This window comes from Pseudolysinimonas sp. 10J20-29 (genome assembly GCF_055809595.1).
In genome coordinates this window covers 1,539,879-1,556,430 of sequence record NZ_CM147917.1, presented here as the reverse complement: position 1 = coordinate 1,556,430, position 16,552 = coordinate 1,539,879, and the positions used below count along the sequence as shown (strand labels likewise).

Below are 16,552 nucleotides of genomic sequence, written 5' to 3'. Positions count from 1 at the left end.
ACCGTGCACGAGTCGACCCTGCTCTTGATCGAAATCGGGGCGCTCCTGCTCGGTTTGAGCGTGCTGGCGCGCGTCGCCAACCGCTTCGGCTTCTCGGCCATCCCGCTCTATCTGATCGTCGGACTCCTGCTCGGCGACGGCGGAGTGCTGCCGATCCACGCCGGCGAGGAGTTCCTCGAGATCGGCAGCGAGCTCGGCGTCATCCTGCTGCTGCTGATGCTGGGGCTCGAATACACGGCGCCGGAACTCGTCGCCAGCCTCAAGCAGGCGCGCACCGCGGGCCTGCTCGACCTCGTGATGAACGCCGCTCCGGGCGCGATCCTGGCGTTCGCGCTCGGCTGGGGGCCGCTCGCGGCGCTCGCGCTCGCCGGGGCGACCTGGATCTCCTCGTCGGGGGTGATCGCGAAGGTCCTGCGCGATCTGCGGCGGCTCAGCAACCGCGAGACGCCGGTCATCCTCTCGGTGCTCGTGATCGAGGACCTCGCGATGGCGTTCTACCTCCCCGTGCTGTCGGCGCTGGTGATCGGCGCGGGCGTGCTGGCCGGGGCGACGGCGCTCGTGATCGCGGTCGTGGTCGTGCTGGTGATCCTGTTCGCCGCTCTCCGGCACGGGCGCAAGATCTCGGCGGCGTTCTCGTCGACCCACTCCGAGTCGCTGCTGCTCGGGGTGCTCGGCCTGACGATGCTCGTGGCGGGGCTCGCCCAGCAGGTCAACGTCTCGGCGGCGGTCGGGGCGTTCCTCGTCGGAATCGCCATCTCCGGCCAGGTGGCTGAGCGCGCCGAGGAGCTGCTCGCGCCGCTGCGCGACCTGTTCGCGGCGATCTTCTTCGTCTTCTTCGGTCTCTCCACCGACGCCGCCTCGATTCTGCCGCTCCTGCCGATCGCCGCCCTGCTCGCGCTGGTGACCATGGGCACCAAGGTGTTCAGCGGCTACCGCGGCGCGGCGATGGCGGGCATCGGGAAGCTCGGACGCTGGCGCACCGGTTTCGCGCTCGTGCCGCGTGGCGAGTTCTCGATCGTGATCGCGAGCCTGGCCGTCAGCGCGGGCATCGAACCGCAGCTCGCCCCGCTCGTCGCCGCCTACGTCCTGATCACCGTCATCGCCGGTCCGCTGTTGGCGCGCGTGCCGGATGCGGGCTGGTTCCGTCGCTGGGTCGCGCCGACGCCGCCGGCCGTCGCTGCGTCCGAGTCGCGCGGCTGAGGTCGCGCCCGAATTCGCTAGGCTGTGCGCATGAAGGTCTTCTGGTTCGTGGTGTCTTTTGCGCTGTTCGTCGGCTCGTTCGCCCTGTTCGGCTACGCATTCCTGGGTCAGGAGATCTTCGCGTCGCTGGGCGCCCCGGGCTTCCCCTTCGAGGCCACGCTGTTCATCCTCGGCGTCATCGTGTCGTCGATCGCCTTCGCGATCCCGTTCCACCTGCTCGAGAAGTTCGACTGACTCCGGCGCCGCTCAGGCGGCGTCGTCGAGCACGCGCGTCGTGAAGGCGTGCAGTCGCGCCTTCAGCGTCGCGGAGCGACGCGCGATCAGCACCTCGGGCTCGGGCTGGAGCTCGTAGGGCGGCGGTGCGATCCGGATCAGGATCGAGCACGCCAGGTCGGCGCAGATGTAGGTTCCGACGGTGTTGCCCGCGCGACCGGCATCTCCGGCGCGCGCGGCCGAGAACATCGTCACCTGGCCCGAGGGCTGGGCCGTCGCGCAGAGCGAGCACATCGCCGACCCGACGCGGCCGCGGTTCTCCGCCGCGCGCAGCACCAGTCCGACCGGCTCGTCGTCGCGCCAGACCACGAGGTACCCGCGCTGCGGCGCGCTGTGGTCGCGCCAGCCGAGGTACTCGCGGTCGTCCCAGACGACCTCGTGCAGCCCCGGCATCGGAACACGGTCGATCTCGCCTCGCGTGGCATTGACGAACGAGGCGCGGATCTCGGATGCGGTCAACGGCTTCATGTGCCCTCCACCCTAGGCGGCTCCTCGCGAGCGCGCGCGGTGTCGCGGGGTCAGCCGCCACCCAGTTGGCGTGGGGAGGATATGCATCGCCGCGCGATCGTGGCATCGTGAGCGCTGTACGCATCGATTCGGAAGGATCTGACCCATGCTGACCACCATCGGCGCCTTCTCCAGTTTCTCGGTCGACGACCTCGATGAGGCGCTCCGGTTCTATCGCGACCGGCTCGGTCTCGCGATCGTCGCAACGTCGATGGGGCTCGAACTGACGCTCCCCGGCGGCGGATCCGTCTTCATCTACGACAAGGGCGAGCAGCACGCCGCCGCGGGTTTCACGGTGCTGAACCTCGTGGTCGCGGACATGGATGCGGCCGTCGCCGAGCTAGCCGCCGCCGGAGTCGAACTGCTGCGCTATCCGGACTTCCCCGGTCAAGGCGAGGACGGCGTCGCGCGCTCGGACTCGCCCGAGGACGGTCCGACGATCGCCTGGATCGCCGACCCGGCGGGCAACGTCGTCGGGATCATCGAGGAGCGCGAGTGACGGAAACCCCAGGGACGGAGCGCCCGCGGCGCGGGCGGCGCTCGGCGCGCGCGCCGATCCGCGCGATGCGCCCGTTCCTCGAGTCGCGCTACCGGATCCTCGCCGTGGCGCTGGTCCTGTCTCTCGCCGGGACGGGCGTGTGGCTCGTCGCGTCGGTGTTCCAGATTCGCGAACTGGGCGGCGGCCCCGTCGACCTGTCGTATGTGGCGACGGCGAACGCGGTCGGCCTGCTGATCGCCGTGCTGTTCGGCGGCGCGGTCGCCGATCTGATCCCGCAGCAGCGCATCCTGCTCACGATCGAGCTCACGAAGGCCCTCGTGGCGGGCGCGATCGCGGCGCTGGCGCTGACCGGCACGCTGCAGATCTGGCACCTGGCGGTGGTCGGGTTCGTGCTCGGCGTCGCGGACGGCTTCTTCTATCCGGCCTACTCGGCGCTGCTTCCCGCGATTCTTCCCGCCGATGATCTCCTCGCGGCGAACGGCGTCGAGGGCACGCTGCGACCCACGATCATGCAGGCGGCGGGACCGGCGCTGGCCGGTGCCGTGATCGCGGCGGCATCGCCCGCGCTCGCCTTCGTCGTGGTCGCGGCGGCGCAGTTCGCGGGAGCCCTCGTGCTGACGCGCCTGAAGCCGACGCCGCTGCGGCGCTCCGAATCGGAACCCGGCGACGAGGCGGCGCTGGCCGCCGATGCCCCCGCGCCTCCGTCCGCGCGCAGCGCCGTGGGAAGCCTGCTGAGGGACATCGCCGAGGGCTTCCGCTACATGGTGCGCACCCCGTGGCTGCTGGCCACCCTCGTCTTCGCCTCGCTGCTCGTGCTGGTCATCATGGGGCCGATCGAGGTGCTGCTGCCCTTCGCCGTCACCGACCAGACCGGGGGCGGGGCGGGCTCCTTCGCGCTCGTGCTCGCCGCCTTCGGCATCGGCAGCGCGATCGCCTCGCTCGTCGTCGCCTCGCTGCCGCTGCCGCGGCGCTATCTGACGGTGATGAACCTGGCGTGGGGGCTCAGCTGTCTGCCGCTCGTCGTGATCGGGTTCACCGACCAGCTCTGGCTCATGGTGATCGCCGTGTTCATCGTCGGCGCCGGGTTCTCGGTCGGCCAGGTCATCTGGGGCACGCTGCTGCAGCGCCGCGTCCCGCCCGAGCTGCTCGGACGGATCTCGAGCCTCGACTTCTTCGTGTCGCTGCTGTTCATGCCGGTGTCGATGGCGATCGCGGGACCGATCGGCGAGTGGATCGGCTTCGGCCCCGCCTTCCTGATCGCGGGCCTCGTGCCGGCCGTCCTCGCCGTGCTCGTGATCGTGCTCGCGAAGCTGCCGCAGGACGAGCTGCGCCACCCGCTGGTTGCGGCGGGCGACGCTACCGATGAGGGCATGACCGGGCTCGGAGCCAGCGAGCTGCTCTCCCGCGAACCCGGTCCGCCGAGCGCGAGCTGAGCCGGTGGGACTCGGGTTGAATGGGGGGATGCACGCGCACCTTCTCGCCGCTCTGCGGACCGACCTCTCGACGGCGTCCTTCCGTGTCGACACGCTGCGGGAACTCTGGGGTCCGATGGCGGATGCGGCGCTCGGCCGCGGCGACCGAGTTCCGGCCGCCCGCGCGCTGGAGTCGCGGGACGAACCGGCGGCGGTTCTCGCGCGGCTGTTCGTGCTGGGGCTCGAGGTCAACGCCGCCGAGGTGGCCGCGGCGCTGCCGACGCTCGGTGTCGCGGGAGCCGTCGAGGCGGGGCTGATCGAACCGCACGGCGGGCTCTGCGTCGCGACCCTCGACCTGCGCCCCTACGACGTGATCGACGCGCGCGGGGCGGCCTGGTGGTGGCTCGCGAGCGACCTCGGCGAGATGGCGACCGGGGGCGCGCTCCGACCCGACCACGTGCTGGGCATCGGCGGCGCCTCGTCGACCCTCGCCGGGCTGCAGCTGCCGGGTCGCGTCGGCCGGGCCCTCGACCTGGGAACGGGCAGCGGCATCCAGGCGCTCCATCTGGCGCGCGAGGCCGAGGAGGTCGTCGCCACCGACATCTCGACGCGAGCCCTCGAGTTCGCCGCGATGACGGCCGGGCTGAACGAGGTGACGCTCGATCTGCGACTCGGCAGCCTGTTCGAGCCGGTCGCGGGGGAGCGATTCGATCGGATCGTCTCGAACCCGCCGTTCGTCATCACGCCGCGCCGGCCGGGCGTGCCCGAGTACGAGTACCGCGACGGCGGACGCGTGGGCGACGCGCTGCTCTCGGAGGTGGTGGCGGGGCTTGCCGATCACCTCGCCCCCGGCGGAATCGCGCAGCTGCTCGGCAACTGGGAGTACGGCGCGCGCGACGGGCTCGAACGAGCGGTGGAGTGGGCCGAGGAGGCGGGACTCGAGTACTGGATCATCGAACGCGAGACGCAGGATCCCGCCGCCTACGCCGAGACCTGGATCCGTGACGGCGGCACGCGACCCGGGCACCCCGACTACGAGCCCCTGGTGGATGCCTGGCTCGACGACTTCGAGGCGCGGGGCGTGCGCGCGATCGGCTTCGGCTATCTGCTGCTGCGTGCGCCGGGCCGCACAGCCTCGGCCCCGCCCGCTGCGCTGGCGCGCGCCGAACGGCTCGACGCGGCGCTGGGGGACGCGGCGGCCGGACTCGGTGGGCACCTTGCCGAGGCGCTCGCCGCCCACGACGCGATCGCGCCTCTCGACGACGACGGGCTCGCCGCACTCCACCTGGCGGTGGCGCCCGATGTGACGGAGGAGCGCCACTACTGGCCAGGCGATGAGCACCCGACGGTGATGACGCTGCGTCAGGGCGGCGGCTTCCGGCGCGAGTTCCGCGTCGGCACGGCGCTCGCCGCGGTCGTCGGCGCCTGCGACGGCGAACTGTCGCTCGGCAGCATCCTCGTCGCCGTCGCGGCGCTTCTCGACGTCGACGACGGCGCCCTGCGGGCCGAGATCCTGCCGGAGGTGCGGGAGCTGTGCCTCGGCGGGCTGCTCCGCGTCCACGCCGGGGCCGTCTCGTAACCACACCGTTATCACGCATACAGCGTCGTTTCAGCGCGCACCCAGACGGGGTTCGTAGCCTTGTCCCCGAAAGGACGGACATGGGACTCTTCGAACGGCTGTTCGGCGGCGTTGAGCAGTCGGCGGGATCTGCGTCACCCTCGCGTCGATCGCCGTCAACGGCGGATGAGCGGGCCATTGAGCGCTACCGCTACCTGATCCGCACCGCACCCCCCGAAACGATCGAGCAGGTGCATGTCGAGGCCTTCGGCAAGCTGAGCGATGAGCAGCGGGCCGTCATCTACGAAGAGCTCAGCCGCGGCGCCGGCACCGGCGAACGCCCCCTCTCCAGCGAGCCTGCGACGTTGGCGCGGGCCGCCACGCGCGCCGAGATGCGATCCCCGGGATCCCTCGAGAGCTCGCTGACCGCGTCGCAGTCGGCGCCCAGTTTCGGCTCGATGGTGGCGAGCACGCTGCTCGGCACGGTGGCCGGCTACGTGATCGGCTCGGCGCTCGTGAGCGCCTTCCTGCCGTGGGATGCCGCCTATGACGCGCAGGACGCGAGCGGCGGCGACGAGAGCGCCGCGGGGAGCGCTGACGAGGCCGCGTTCGACGACGGCTCGTTCGACAGCGCGTTCGGCGCCGACTTCGGCGGCTTCGACTTCTAGGTCGGGCTACGCCCGGGCCACGCGCTCGGCCGCCGTCTCCAGGTCGAGGCACTGGGCCACCTCGACCGCGGTGTTGTACACGGGCCCGCACAGCGCGACGTAGACGCGGCCCGCGCAGACGACGTAGCCGATGGTCTCGGTTTCGCGCTCGACGCGGTAGATGCCCTCGACCGCCTGCGTGACGAGCAGCTCTGCGCGTCGCGTGTCGTGCCCGATCGTGTCCTTCATGGTGCCTCCCGGCTCGTCATCGTGCCGGTGCGAAGTGTGGACTCCGCGCCGATCCGGAATCACTTCCATGACACACCCGGATGCGTCGAGGGGCAAGAGCCGTACCCGAGTATTTGCCGAGACTCCACCTGTGTGTCCACTCATGAGTCGTCCAGAGCCCGTCCAGGTTGATGTCGCACTATCAATGTGGGCCCAGCAGGGCGCGGTGCGACTCTTCCGCCGTGATCAGCCCGCGGCTGAGCCCCACACCCCCTCGTAGGACCGCCACAGATGGCTTCTCGGCGCACTTCGGTGCGCGTAGCGCACTGCGGTGCGCCCGATCGAAAGTGCTCTTCTTTGTTCCACTCCCACGTTCCGCCCGCCGTGCCCCTGCCCCATGACCCCGATCTGCTGCCCGATGTCGACATCAACGAGCACCACGTCTTCGGCGGCAAGCGCACCTTCCTCGACGTCAGCCGTCGCAAGCTCGCCGTCGGCGCCGCCGCGATCTGCATGATGAGCTTCGGCATCAACGAGCTCCCCGCCGCGGCGACCACCGTCCAGGCGGAAGAGGTGCAGGCGAGCCTCCAGACGTTCTCCACCGGCTACGTGGCGACACCGGAGATCGAGCGCAGCGGCTGGGCCGTCTCGACGTTCACCGTCGTGCAGTGGCCGATCAACCCCGGCACCACGGTCACCGACTACTTCGGATCCCGGGCGGCGCCGTGCGCCACCTGCTCGACCTATCACCTCGGCATCGACTGGGACGCCGAGTCCGGCAGCTCGGTCGGGGCGATCGCCGCGGGAACCGTCGTCGGCATCGACAGCATCTCCGGTGACCTCGGGGTCCACGTCGTCGTCGAGCACGACATCGACGGGCAGATCGTGCGGAGCGTCTACGCGCACCTGCTGTCCGGCAGCGTGCCGGTCTCGGTGGGCGACACCGTGGCGCCCGGCGACACCGTCGGAGGCGTCGGCAACACCGGACTCAGCACCGGCACGCACCTGCACTTCGCGATGATCAATGTCGACGGCACCTTCTTCGACCCGCTGTCGTGGCTGCAGTCGCACGTCAACGTCGAGTGGGGCCAGTAAGCGGCGAGTAGCCTGTCCCGGTGACTGAGCCGAGCATCCGCCCGTATTCGCCCGACGACCTCGACGCGCTGGTGGCGATCAACGATGCCGCCTACCCGGCCGTGCCGATCACCGGGCGAGACGAGCTGGCCGCGCTGGCCGAACTCGCCGCCCCGCGGCTCGTCGTCGACGACGGCGCCCCGGCGGGCTTCCTGCTCGCGCTGCCCCCGGGCTGCGACTACGACAGCGAGAACTACCGCTGGTTCAGCGCGCGGGCCGAGCAGACCGGTCGAGGGTTCCTCTACGTCGATCGCATCGTGCTGGCTGCCCGACTGCAGAGCCAGGGCTTCGGACCGCGGCTGTACGCGGCGGTCTTCGACGCGGCGCGGGCGCTCGGCCACGCCGAGGTGCTCTGCGAGGTCAACGTGCAGCCGCCGAATCCCGGCTCGCTCGCCTTCCACCGCCGCCTCGGCTTTCAGGAGGTCGGACGCCAGTCGACGAAGGGCGGAAGCGTCGAGGTCGCGCTGTTCGCCGCCGAGGTTCCCGCGGCATAGCATCAACTCATGACCACCCCCTCGCCCACGGTGTCGATCGTGATCCCCGCCTACAACGAGGAGGCCACGATCCGCGCCTGCGTCGTCGCGGCGATCGAGCAGACGGTGCCCGCCGACGAGATCCTCGTGATCGACAACAAGTCGACCGACGACACCCTCGCGCTTCTGCACGCGCTGACGCAGGAGTTCCCGGACGCGCCGCTGCGGGTGTTCTCGCAGGACGCCGAACAGGGGCTCATCCCCACCCGGAACTTCGGCATGGACCTGGCGCTCGGCGAGGTGATCGGCCGCATCGACGCCGACTCGGTGCTCGAGCCGGACTGGGTCGAGCAGGTCAAGGCGCTCTTCGCCGACCCGACCGTCGGTGCGGCGACCGGGCCGGTCATCTACTACGACATGCCGCTGCGGCGCTGGGGCCATCGCGCCGACGACACGCTGCGCCGCGGCATCCTGAAGCTGGCGCGCGACTACCACTTCGTGTTCGGCAGCAACATGGCGGTGCGCGCGACCGCCTGGCGCGACATCCGCGACGTCGTCTGCCGGGACGAGGCGGACGAGATGCACGAGGACATCGACATCAGCATCCACCTCTTCGACCGCGGGCACCGCGTCGTCTACGGCTCGAAGATGGTGGCGGGGATGTCGGCGCGCCGACTCGACGACAGCCCGCGTGACTACTTCTACTACGTGGGCCGCTTCGATCGCACCTACGACGCCCACGGGATCACCAACCCGGCGCTCCGAGCCCCGATGGTGATCTTCTCGGCGATCTACCCGCTGCTGCACGGGGTGCGCTGGTCGCGAGCCCGCCGGGCCGCCCTGCGCTGACGCCCCGAGGCGCACGCGCTATGCTCGGGGACGAACACGGGAGTCCGGTAGGCCGGGCTGAGAGGAAGCTCATCAAGCTTCGACCGTCGAACCTGATCCGGATCATGCCGGCGCAGGGAGGCATCTCTGGTTGATCGCCCATCGCGCGATTGATCGCCCGTGCACTTTCCTCAACGAAAGGGCACGATTCGTGACCACGCAATCCACTCTTCCCACCTCCGCGAAGCGGGCGATCGTCTGGCGCTGGCGCGTCGTCGACATCGTCGTGGCCGCCGTCATCGGCGTCGCCGCCGGAGTGGTGTTCTGGGCCTTCGGGCTCGCCTACTCGATCCCGGGCGACGCGCTCGGGGCGCTCCTCCCCGGGGCCCAGGGCCTGCTGTACGGCGTCTGGCTGTTCGCGGGTGTGCTCGGCGGCATCATCATCCGCAAGCCCGGCGCGGCGCTGTTCACAGAACTGGTCGCGGCGAGCGTCTCGGCGCTCATCGGCACCTACTGGGGGCCGCTCACGCTCGTCTCCGGCCTCGTGCAGGGTCTCGGCGCCGAACTGGTGCTGCTCGCCTTCCTCTACGCCAACTGGCGCGTCTACGTCGCGATGCTCGCCGGCGCGGGTGCCGGCCTCGCGGCGGCACTGAGCGAGTTCGTCATCTACTACGTCGGCGTCGAGCCGGCCTTCATGGTCGTCTACGCGATTTGCTTCGCGATCTCGGGCGCCGTGATCGCCGGACTCGGCTCGTGGCTGCTCATGCGGGCGCTCGCGGCGACCGGGGCGCTCAGCCGCTTCGCCGCCGGACGCGAGCGGACCGCCGAGGTCTAGGCACGCTCATGACCCCACCCGTGACGCACCCGGACACCGCGACGCACCTCGGTGCGCCCGCGCGTCTGAGCGCGCACGGGTGGGGCTGGCGGCACGCCGGGCGACGCGCTTGGGCGGTGCGCGCGCTCGACGTCAGCATCGAGCCGGGGGAGCGGGTGCTGCTGCTCGGTCCTTCGGGCTCCGGGAAGTCCACGCTGCTCGCGGGCCTCGCCGGGGTGCTCGGCGGTGCGGAGGAGGGCGAGACCGAGGGGACGCTGCGCGTCGACCGGGATCAGCCCGCCGCCGCGCGCGGGCGCGTCGGACTGGTGCTGCAGGATCCCGAATCCCACGCGGTCATGGCGCGCGTCGGAGACGACGTCGCGTTCGGTCCCGAGAACCTCGGGGTGCCGCGCGACGAGATCTGGTCGCGCGTGGACGCGGCGCTGGAGGCGGTCGGGCTCGACGTCGGACGCGCGCACTCCACGTCGGCGCTCTCGGGCGGGCAGAAGCAGCGCCTCGCGCTCGCCGGGGTGCTCGCCATGCGGCCGGGGGCGCTGCTGCTGGACGAGCCGACCGCGAATCTCGACCCGGCGGGTGCCCGGGAGGTTCGCGACGCGGTGGCCGAGGTGCTCGATCGCACCGGGGCGACGCTCCTCGTCGTGGAGCACCGAGTCGACCTGTGGCACGACCTCGTCGATCGCGTGCTGGTGCTCGGCGCCGACGGCTCGCTCATCGCCGACGGCACGCCGGCCCGGATTCTCGAGGAGCGCGGCGCGGAGCTGGCGGCCGGCGGAGTCTGGGTGCCGGGACGGGAGCCGCGACTCGCACCTCGGCCAGCCGGCGCGGCCGGGCCCGGGATGGTCTCGGCCGCGGCGCTGCGCGTGGCCCGGGAGCGCGGTCGTCCGCTGCCCTGGACGCTCGATGCCACGTTCTCCGCGGGCGAGACCGTGGCGCTGACTGGGCCGAACGGGGTGGGCAAGTCCACGCTCGCGCTCACCCTCGCGGGCCTCGTTCCCCCCGCCGGGGGACGGGTCGACGCGAGTCCGGAGCTGGCGGGCGGACTCGCCGGCGCCCCGCATCGCTGGCGCTCGCGCGAGCTGCTGACTCGCTTCGGAATAGTCTTCCAGGCGCCGGAGCACCAGTTCGTCGCGGCGACCGTGCGCCAGGAGCTCGCCATCGGTCCCCGGAGTCTGGGGCTGGCCGAGGCGGAGGTCGAGGCGCGCGTCGGCGGCCTGCTCGACCGACTCGGCCTGGCCGCGCTCGCCGGGGCGAACCCGTTCACGCTCTCGGGCGGGCAGAAGCGCCGACTTTCGGTCGGCACGGCCCTCGCGACGCGCCCGCGGGTGCTGATCCTCGACGAGCCGACCTTCGGACAGGATGCGCTGAGCTGGGCCTCGCTCGTCGAGCTCATCGACGAGGTGCGGGCCGAGGGAAGCGCGGTGATCGCCGCGTCGCACGATGAGCACTTCGTGCGTGAGGCCGCCACGATGCAGCTTCGGCTGACGGCATCGGGGGCGGAATCGTGACGGCGACGCTCGCGCCGGCGACCGGACTCGTCACGACGTCTCGGCTCGAACGGATCAACCCGGTCGCGCGGCTGCTCGCGGCTCTGATGCTCGCCGCGGTGCTCGTCATGTCGATCGACCCGGTCTCGGCGGGCGTGGCGCTCGTCCTCGAGATCCCGCTCGTGCTGATGAGCGGCCTCGGCTGGCGCGGCTTCTGGGCCCGCACCTGGCCGGTCTGGATCGCGGCGCCGTTCGCGGGGCTCACGGTGGCGCTGTACGGGCGCGCCGGGGGCACGGTGCTCTTCGAGTGGGCGCTGATCCGCATCAGCGAGGGCTCGCTCCTGCTCTCGCTCGCCACCGTGCTGCGCGTGCTGGCGATCGCGCTGCCCGGCATCGTGCTGTTCGCCCGTGTCGACCCGACCGACCTCGCCGACGGGCTGGCGCAGGTGCTGCGGCTGCCCAGCCGGTTCGTTCTCGGGGCCCTCGCCGCGTTCCGCCTGCTGGGGGTGCTCCGCGACGACTGGCGAGCCCTCGAACTGGCCCGGCGCGCGCGCGGAATCGCCGACCGCGGGCGGGTCCGGCGCTTCGCCGGCATGGCGTTCGCGCTCCTCGTGCTGTCGATCCGGCGGGGGAGCACCCTCGCCACCGCGATGGAGGCGCGCGGATTCGGCGGCGACACCCCCCGCACCTGGGCGCGCGAGTCCCGCTTCGGCGCGAACGGCTGGCTGCTGCTCGCGGCCACCGCGCTGGTGGCGGGCGCCGCCGTCGCTGTCGCCGTCCTGACCGGAGCGTGGACGTTCGTTGTCCAGTGACCCCGACGTGCTGAGCGCGCACCTGCTGTGCGAGGTGGCGCGCGCGTGCCTCGGCTCCGCGCGTCGACCCGTCGTCCTCATCGACGGCGGCTCCGGCGCCGGCAAGACCACCTTCGCGCGGCGCCTGGTCTCGCTCGTGGCGACGCCCTCCGGCGAGGCGCAGCTGGTCAGCCTCGACGACTTCTATCCGGGCTGGGACGGGCTGCGGGAGGGCAGCGAGATGGTGCACGCGGATGTGCTCCGCGCCCGTGACCCCGGCTGGCGAGGCTGGGACTGGGAGGCGAACCGGTCAGCCGAGTGGCATCCGCTCGACCCGCAGCGGCCGCTCGTCATCGAAGGCTGCGGGGCGCTGAGCGCCGCCAACCGCCGAGGTGCGAGCTTCGGGATCTGGCTGGAGCTGGAGGCGGAGGAGCGCAAGCGGCGGGCGCTGGGGCGCGACGGCAGCCTCTATGCCCCGCACTGGGATCGCTGGGCCGCGCAGGAGTCCGTTTTCCGCCTCGAGGAGCCCCCGGCGCCGCTCGCCGATCTGGTGATCGATCTGAACTCCTAGCCGCCTCGATTCTCGCTACTGTGGGGGAGATGGCGCGGGGGAGAGAACGTCGGCCGGCCCAGCTTGTGGTCGAACGGATTCGTGCGTCCACGCGCGGGCGCACCGTCGTTCTGATCAACGGGCCCTCCGCCGCCGGCAAGTCGACACTCGCGGGCGAGGTCGCCTACGAGCTCAATGCGCAGCTGCTCTCGATGACGGCGTTCCGTCCGGGTCCCGGCGGGCTCGAGGTGGCGAGCGCGCTCATCGCGGGGTCGGTGCTCGCCGAGGAATCGCCGGGCTATCACCGCTGGGACGAGGCCACCGGTCGGGTCGCCGAGTGGCACAAGATCAACCCGAAGCGCCATCTCGTGATCGAGGGCGCGGGCGCCCTGAGCGCCGCGAATCGCGAGCGCGCGAGCTACGGCGTGTGGGTGCACCTCCCGTTCGAGGAGCGCCGGCTGCGTCAGTTCCAGCGGGACGGATTCCACGATGCCGACCTCTGGGAGTACTGCACCCTGCAGGAGCGCGCCTTCTTCCAACGGGAACGGCCCGATCAGCTGGCCGACGTGATCTACGACAGCGGCGCCGACATCCTCGTCGACTAGGCCCAGCCGAGGCGGTGCAGCTCGGCGTCGTCGATGCCGTAGAAGTGGGCGATCTCGTGGACGAGCGTCACGTGGATCTCGTGGCGCAGCTCATCCAGGTCGTCGCAGATCGCGAGAAGCGGCTCGCGGAACAGCACGATCCGGTCGGGGAGCTCCCCGAAGCCGTACTGGTCGCGATCGGTGAGCGCGACGCCCTCGTAGACGCCCAGCAGGTCGAGCGAGCCGTCCTCGGGCCGCGCCTCGGTGACGAACACCAGGTTCTCGAGCCCCTCGACCATCTCGTCGGGGAGCGCATCGAGTTCGTCGACGACGATCGACTCGAACTCCTCCTCGCTCAGCTCGAGGCTCATCGCGGGCCCTCCGACGTCGCGTCGAGGGCTTCGACCAGATTCCACTGCAGCGCGCCCACCCAGTCGTACACCTCCGCCATCAGCCCCTCGCCCTGGTCTCCGTCGTGGTGGATGCCGAGACGCTCGGCGAGCACCATGCGCAGGTCGGTGAGCACCGGCAGCCACCGCTCGACGCTGTCGGCCGCGGCGCGCACCGCACTGCCGGCGTCGAGGGCGAGCAGCAGCGATGCCGCGGCCGAGGACTTCCGCTCCACGAGCCCGTCGCGGGTGTAGCGCGAGAACTCCGCGGCCGCCTCGGGGTCGTCGCGATAGCCGTCCGGGAATAGCCGTTGAACGGCGGGATCCTCCCCGCTCTCGTCGAGCACGAGGCTCATGTACTGCTCGACCAGGCTGCGCAGCAGCGCGAGCTCGGGCTCGCTGAGCCGCAGCTCCAGCTCGGCGCTCTCGCCGGTGCGGATCACGTGCACCTCGACGCTCATGCGTCCGCCTTCTGCACGCTCGCCCAGAGGCCGTACTCGTGCATCGCCTCGGTGTGCCGCTCCATCTCCTCGCGCGGTCCGGTGGCGACGACGGCGCGACCCTCATGATGCACGAGCAGCATGAGGCGCTCCGCTTCGGGCCGCGAGTAGCCGAAATACGTCATGAAGACACGGGTGACGTACGGCATCAGGTTCACCGGGTCATTCCAGACCACGGTGCACCAGGGCACATCCAGGGTGACGTCCGGGGCGAATTCTTCGACCAGGACGGAATCGGGGCGACCGACGGGACTCGAACCCGCGACATCCGGCACCACAAGCCAGCGCTCTACCAACTGAGCTACGACCGCCATATGCTGCTTACGCAACTCAACGATTCTAGGGCATCCGAGACGCCCACTCGTCCACGACCCTCGTCGAGGCGGTGAGAGCCTGTTCGCTCGTCGGTCCGGGAGCGGGAACGAAGACCGCTCGGCGGTAGTAATCGAGCTCGCGAATCGACTCCAGAATGTCGGCGAGAGCCCGGTGTCCGCCGTTCTTGGCGGGGGACTGGAAGTACACCCGCGGGTACCAGTGGCGTGACAGCTCCTTGATCGACGACACGTCGACGTTGCGGTAGTGCAGGTGCGTGTCGACGCGTGGCATGTACTTCGCCAGGAACATGCGGTCGGTGCCGATCGTGTTCCCGGCGAGGGGAGCGCTCTGGTGATCGGGAACGTACTTCAGGATGTACTCGAGCACCTGGTACTCGGCATCGGCGAGCGTGACGCCGTGCGGGATCTCCTCGATCAGCCCGCTCTCGCGGTGCATGTTCGTGACGAACTCGTTCATGTTGTCGAGCGCCGACTGGTCGGGCTTGATCACGATCGTGAATCCCGGATCGACCAGATTCAGGTCGTAGTCGGTGATGACGACGGCGACCTCGACGAGTTCGTCGACGTCGACATCGAGTCCCGTCATTTCGCAATCGATCCAGACGAGAAGATCCGATCCAGCAGCCACGCGCCGAGTCTAGTCGGCCCGACCGACGGGCTCCCGAGCCGAAGGGCTATGGGCGAGCGTCGACCGGCCGCGGCTCGGGCAGCTTCGGCCCCATTCCGTCGCCGCTGGACACGCGGCGGAGGCGTCGGCCGAGCCACGGCAGGCCGTGCCGGCGAACCCAGTCGAGTGTCGAGATCGGCACGCCCGCGCTGCTTCGCGCATCCGGGTGGCTCGGCATCGCGTCGACGCCGAGCTGCGTCGCCGCGGTGCGCGCGATCGCCAGATGCCCCAGCGTGGAGGGGTGGATGCGGTCCTCCGACCAGGCGGAGCGCTCTCGGAGCGCCTCGAGCCCCCACAGGTCGAGGAGCACGCAGCCATGGCGTGCGGCGATCGAGCCGAGGTGGGCGTTGAACAGCGCGGTGCGCTGGCGCAGCACGCGCAGCATGCGCGCGCGGCCCGGGTCGAACACGGTGGCGAGCAGCACCGTGGCGCCGTCGCGCCGCAGCTCGGCGATGCACGGCTCGAGGCTTGCGGCGAGCTCATCCGGGTCGATGCGGAACGACATGAGGTCGTTGCCGCCGACCTGGATCGAGACCAGATCGGCGCCCATCGCGCGCGCCGCCGGGGCCTGCTCCTCGACGACGTGACGCACGCGTCGCCCGCGCACGGCCAGATTCGCGAACTCGAGGCGGGGCCCGCCTGCGGCCCGGCTGTCGGCGTCGAGCGAGAGCGCCAAGCGGTCGGCCCAGCCGAACCACGGTGCTCCGTCGCCCACCACCGGGTCGCACCAGCCCTCGGTCACGGAGTCACCGAGGGCGATGAAGCGGGTCCAGGTCCGGGCTGCCACGATCACAGTGTCGCGAGGGGCAGGCCTGGTCGCCAGAGCGTCGAGTCAGGGTTTCTCGGAACGTCAACGAGAGTTCACGAAGCAGGCCGATTGTTCGAGAACGCGTCACCGTCACGTGGGCGTGTTCGGTCGATAGCATGACGGAATGACGACGGGATCCCGGCTCGGACGGTATGGCGCGGCGGGCGCGATCGCTCTTGCCCTCGCTCTTGCGGGATGTGCGCCGGGCGACGCCTCGAACCCGGTGGCCACCTTTCAGGTCGCCGGCGGGGAGACCTACCGAATCGAACTCGCAACGCCGGAACTCGTCGATCACGCCGAGCGGCTTCTCGCGGGCGAGCAGATCGCGGCCATTCCCCTCGGCACCGTCGTCCGAGACGACGCGGGGGTCAACGAACCGTGGTCGTGGCACATCGACCCGGCGACGTTGGAGTTCGCGGAGATCACGATCGAGGTCTGCGACGGACTGCCGAGCTACGTCGAGGACAGGACGATCACGAGCGACCAATTCTGCCCGTGGTCGGCCCAGGTGATCGCGGTCGAGCGATGAGGAAATGCGCAGCGGGCCGCGCGCGTTGAGAGTGCTGTGATCGTCGACCTCTACACCTCCGCCTTCTGCGGCTCGTGTCATGCGGCGCGCGCCACGCTCGCCGAGGCGGCACGGCTGGTGCCGCGCGCCTCCGTCGTGGAGCGCGATGTCGTCGCGTTCGCGGACGACGCCGAGCGGGAGGGGATCGTCGCGACGCCGACCGTGATCGTGCGCCGCGATGACGGAACCGAGGTGTTCCGCGCCGCGGGAGCGCCGCCGCTCGACGCGGTGCTGCGCGCGCTCACGCTCGCGGTCTGAGCGATCCCGGTCAACGGATGCCGG

Annotated in this window: 23 protein-coding genes and 1 tRNA gene; 16 read left to right on the top strand and 8 right to left on the bottom strand. The window is 71.0% G+C overall.

Features of this window, described 5'->3' with window-relative positions:
- The first annotated feature begins 3 nt into the window (after window positions 1-3).
- Window positions 4-1,200 (top strand): cation:proton antiporter, encoded by a 1,197-nt coding sequence (locus AC0L6Y_RS07615; RefSeq protein ID WP_473550350.1) that lies wholly within the window; start codon window positions 4-6, stop codon window positions 1,198-1,200.
- A 30-nt stretch (window positions 1,201-1,230) separates the two neighbouring features.
- Window positions 1,231-1,434, top strand: a complete 204-nt coding sequence (locus AC0L6Y_RS07610) for a hypothetical protein (protein WP_473550347.1) — start codon at window positions 1,231-1,233, stop codon at window positions 1,432-1,434.
- A gap of 12 nt (window positions 1,435-1,446) precedes the next feature.
- On the opposite strand, the gene AC0L6Y_RS07605 is transcribed toward AC0L6Y_RS07610, so the two are convergent.
- Window positions 1,447-1,941, bottom strand: coding sequence for an FBP domain-containing protein (locus AC0L6Y_RS07605; protein ID WP_473550345.1), 495 nt, complete (start codon window positions 1,939-1,941; stop codon window positions 1,447-1,449).
- Window positions 1,942-2,086: 145 nt separating this feature from the next.
- Between AC0L6Y_RS07605 and AC0L6Y_RS07600 the strand changes: the two genes are divergently transcribed.
- The 4 genes from AC0L6Y_RS07600 to AC0L6Y_RS07585 all read left to right on the top strand — a co-directional run bounded on the left by AC0L6Y_RS07600 (window position 2,087) and on the right by AC0L6Y_RS07585 (window position 6,117).
- Entirely contained in the window at window positions 2,087-2,479 is a 393-nt protein-coding gene (locus AC0L6Y_RS07600; RefSeq protein WP_473550341.1) for a VOC family protein, read from the top strand.
- Window positions 2,476-3,912 carry an MFS transporter gene (locus AC0L6Y_RS07595; RefSeq protein WP_473550337.1) on the top strand — a complete coding sequence of 479 codons (1,437 nt, stop codon included), beginning with the start codon at window positions 2,476-2,478 and terminating at the stop codon, window positions 3,910-3,912. The genes AC0L6Y_RS07600 and AC0L6Y_RS07595 overlap by 4 nt, the downstream gene beginning before the upstream one ends.
- Before the next feature lie 28 nt (window positions 3,913-3,940).
- Window positions 3,941-5,470 (top strand): DUF7059 domain-containing protein, encoded by a 1,530-nt coding sequence (locus tag AC0L6Y_RS07590; protein ID WP_473550334.1) that lies wholly within the window; start codon window positions 3,941-3,943, stop codon window positions 5,468-5,470.
- Window positions 5,471-5,550: 80 nt separating this feature from the next.
- The gene (locus AC0L6Y_RS07585) at window positions 5,551-6,117 is read left to right on the top strand and encodes a hypothetical protein (RefSeq protein ID WP_473550331.1); all 567 of its coding nucleotides are present in this window, start codon (window positions 5,551-5,553) and stop codon (window positions 6,115-6,117) included.
- Window positions 6,118-6,123: 6 nt separating this feature from the next.
- Here the strand turns inward: AC0L6Y_RS07585 and AC0L6Y_RS07580 are convergent, their stop codons facing one another.
- A complete protein-coding gene (locus AC0L6Y_RS07580) occupies window positions 6,124-6,345 on the bottom strand; it encodes a hypothetical protein (RefSeq protein ID WP_473550329.1) in 222 nt (73 codons plus the stop codon).
- A 363-nt stretch (window positions 6,346-6,708) separates the two neighbouring features.
- Here AC0L6Y_RS07580 and AC0L6Y_RS07575 point away from each other — a divergent pair, with 363 nt between their 5' ends.
- From AC0L6Y_RS07575 to AC0L6Y_RS07540, 8 genes are all read left to right on the top strand, one after another.
- On the top strand, window positions 6,709-7,419 hold the full coding sequence (locus AC0L6Y_RS07575) for a M23 family metallopeptidase (protein ID WP_473550326.1): 711 nt from the start codon (window positions 6,709-6,711) through the stop codon (window positions 7,417-7,419).
- 20 nt (window positions 7,420-7,439) lie between these two features.
- Window positions 7,440-7,952 (top strand): GNAT family N-acetyltransferase, encoded by a 513-nt coding sequence (locus tag AC0L6Y_RS07570; RefSeq protein ID WP_473550322.1) that lies wholly within the window; start codon window positions 7,440-7,442, stop codon window positions 7,950-7,952.
- A 9-nt stretch (window positions 7,953-7,961) separates the two neighbouring features.
- Window positions 7,962-8,780 carry a glycosyltransferase family 2 protein gene (locus AC0L6Y_RS07565; RefSeq protein ID WP_473550319.1) on the top strand — a complete coding sequence of 273 codons (819 nt, stop codon included), beginning with the start codon at window positions 7,962-7,964 and terminating at the stop codon, window positions 8,778-8,780.
- A 190-nt stretch (window positions 8,781-8,970) separates the two neighbouring features.
- Entirely contained in the window at window positions 8,971-9,594 is a 624-nt protein-coding gene (locus AC0L6Y_RS07560) for an ECF transporter S component (protein WP_473550316.1), read from the top strand.
- 8 nt (window positions 9,595-9,602) lie between these two features.
- The gene (locus AC0L6Y_RS07555; RefSeq protein WP_473550313.1) at window positions 9,603-11,099 is read left to right on the top strand and encodes an ABC transporter ATP-binding protein; all 1,497 of its coding nucleotides are present in this window, start codon (window positions 9,603-9,605) and stop codon (window positions 11,097-11,099) included.
- Window positions 11,096-11,890, top strand: coding sequence for an energy-coupling factor transporter transmembrane component T family protein (locus AC0L6Y_RS07550; protein ID WP_473550310.1), 795 nt, complete (start codon window positions 11,096-11,098; stop codon window positions 11,888-11,890). Before AC0L6Y_RS07555 ends, AC0L6Y_RS07550 begins: the two co-directional genes overlap by 4 nt.
- On the top strand, window positions 11,880-12,440 hold the full coding sequence (locus AC0L6Y_RS07545) for a nucleoside/nucleotide kinase family protein (RefSeq protein WP_473550307.1): 561 nt from the start codon (window positions 11,880-11,882) through the stop codon (window positions 12,438-12,440). Before AC0L6Y_RS07550 ends, AC0L6Y_RS07545 begins: the two co-directional genes overlap by 11 nt.
- A 65-nt stretch (window positions 12,441-12,505) precedes the next feature.
- Window positions 12,506-13,024, top strand: coding sequence for a nucleoside/nucleotide kinase family protein (locus AC0L6Y_RS07540; protein WP_473550304.1), 519 nt, complete (start codon window positions 12,506-12,508; stop codon window positions 13,022-13,024).
- On the opposite strand, the gene AC0L6Y_RS07535 is transcribed toward AC0L6Y_RS07540, so the two are convergent.
- From AC0L6Y_RS07535 to AC0L6Y_RS07510, 6 genes are all read right to left on the bottom strand, one after another.
- A complete protein-coding gene (locus tag AC0L6Y_RS07535; protein WP_473550301.1) occupies window positions 13,021-13,374 on the bottom strand; it encodes a metallopeptidase family protein in 354 nt (117 codons plus the stop codon). The two genes, AC0L6Y_RS07540 and AC0L6Y_RS07535, sit on opposite strands and share 4 nt — an antisense overlap.
- Complete coding sequence (locus AC0L6Y_RS07530; RefSeq protein WP_473550298.1) at window positions 13,371-13,853, bottom strand: DUF2017 family protein; 483 nt, start codon at window positions 13,851-13,853, stop codon at window positions 13,371-13,373. The genes AC0L6Y_RS07535 and AC0L6Y_RS07530 overlap by 4 nt, the downstream gene beginning before the upstream one ends.
- Window positions 13,850-14,041 (bottom strand): ATP-dependent Clp protease adapter ClpS, encoded by a 192-nt coding sequence (gene clpS / locus AC0L6Y_RS07525; protein ID WP_473558367.1) that lies wholly within the window; start codon window positions 14,039-14,041, stop codon window positions 13,850-13,852. The genes AC0L6Y_RS07530 and clpS overlap by 4 nt, the downstream gene beginning before the upstream one ends.
- An 89-nt stretch (window positions 14,042-14,130) precedes the next feature.
- Window positions 14,131-14,203: transfer RNA gene (locus AC0L6Y_RS07520), tRNA-His, on the bottom strand.
- Window positions 14,204-14,231: 28 nt separating this feature from the next.
- Window positions 14,232-14,813: an oligoribonuclease gene (gene orn / locus AC0L6Y_RS07515; RefSeq protein ID WP_473558363.1), complete on the bottom strand. Its 582-nt coding sequence runs from the start codon at window positions 14,811-14,813 to the stop codon at window positions 14,232-14,234.
- Between the two features lie 88 nt (window positions 14,814-14,901).
- On the bottom strand, window positions 14,902-15,681 hold the full coding sequence (locus tag AC0L6Y_RS07510) for an SGNH/GDSL hydrolase family protein (RefSeq protein ID WP_473550295.1): 780 nt from the start codon (window positions 15,679-15,681) through the stop codon (window positions 14,902-14,904).
- Window positions 15,682-15,826: 145 nt separating this feature from the next.
- Here AC0L6Y_RS07510 and AC0L6Y_RS07505 point away from each other — a divergent pair, with 145 nt between their 5' ends.
- A complete protein-coding gene (locus tag AC0L6Y_RS07505) occupies window positions 15,827-16,231 on the top strand; it encodes a BP74-related protein (RefSeq protein ID WP_473550293.1) in 405 nt (134 codons plus the stop codon).
- A 36-nt stretch (window positions 16,232-16,267) separates the two neighbouring features.
- A complete protein-coding gene (locus AC0L6Y_RS07500) occupies window positions 16,268-16,528 on the top strand; it encodes a thioredoxin family protein (protein WP_473550291.1) in 261 nt (86 codons plus the stop codon).
- Window positions 16,529-16,552 lie beyond the last annotated feature (24 nt).